Raw genomic sequence first — 1,184 nt, forward strand, 5'->3', positions numbered from 1 at the left:
ACGGCCTGAGCTGCGGAGTTTCCGGTTTCGAACACGAAACCGAGAGCAGCGAAGCTGCCTTCGCGCGAAACGGCCCCGGCTCCCTCCCAGTCGCCGGGGTGTAATTCGTTGTGCGGCATAGTCCGGAGCAGAAACGCGATGCGGGCAATGCCCTTCCAAACAATACTGTCAGGTTTCGACAACGGAATTCGGATCTCGATTCATGTAGAAATCCGGTGGGGGAACTAACGGGTAACTGGGCTGCGGTGGGTCGGGGAACTCGACCGCGCGCATACCGGCGCTCCAAGCGAACCAGCTGATCACTTCTTGCACCCAGAACATTTTGCTCTCCAGGAGCTCCGCAAGCTTCCATTCTGTGTATACAGACAGTTTCGACTCGGCGGATTGTGCGGGTGAATAATATGCCAGTTTAGTAGTCTCGGCTTCGGCCGCTCTTAACGCCGCATTGAGCGGATCGACATGGTTCTTTCGAAGAATTTCTAAGACTTCCTCGGCTGCGGTTTGCGTCTCCTTGACTATCCTGTCTACTTCAGCCTCGTCATGTTGCCATGCGACGGACGATTCACCAAGTCCGTTGCGTAGCAACGAGTAGCTTCCCGCCATCTTCCCAGAAAAGTTGTCAATATATACAGTCGGAGGCGGAACCGGAGGCGGCGGCGGCAGCACAGGAAGAGGGCGTGCCATCTTGGGGTCTCCGAGTATATAGACAGCTTTCCGCATAACCGTCTCGGCCTGCCGGATGTAGTCGAGCAAGGCGGGTGACGCGCCGCGGGGGCGATGCAACGTCGGCCACGGCTGATCAGAAAGTCGGAATGCCCCACGTTCATTCGATTGCAGGACAACCACGTCAGCACTCCTTTACCGATAAGGACCCACGTAGATTCTACCTGGGTAGTGCACGTCTCTGTTATTCAGTCATGGCAAGCGGAGATGTTGTCAAATATCAGTGGATTGATGAGGTTGGCTGGCCGCCGTTACGGGGTACCAGTAAGGACCGTGTCACCAGCCGCAAGTCAGTCGTAGGCCGAGCGCAACGGCGGTAAGGATCGTGTCACCTGCCGCCGACATCGGCAAAGCCCTGTCCGCGCCGCTGACCGGACTGGAGATCGCCCGCCGACTGCCGACCCTCGGCGTGCAGCTGGGCGACTCCCGCCCGCACGTCAAAGGCAAACTCCGCGAATACG

Annotated in this window: 1 protein-coding gene; it reads right to left on the reverse strand. The window is 58.1% G+C overall.

Features of this window, described 5'->3' with window-relative positions:
* Positions 1–168 precede the first annotated feature (168 nt).
* Positions 169–846, reverse strand: a complete 678-nt coding sequence (locus tag GVY64_RS36960) for a hypothetical protein (RefSeq protein WP_159851336.1) — start codon at positions 844–846, stop codon at positions 169–171.
* Between the last annotated feature and the right edge of the window lie 338 nt (positions 847–1,184).

Source organism: Nocardia sp. CY41 (genome assembly GCF_009829325.1).
In the GTDB taxonomy this organism is placed as follows: Bacteria; Actinomycetota; Actinomycetes; order Mycobacteriales; family Mycobacteriaceae; genus Nocardia.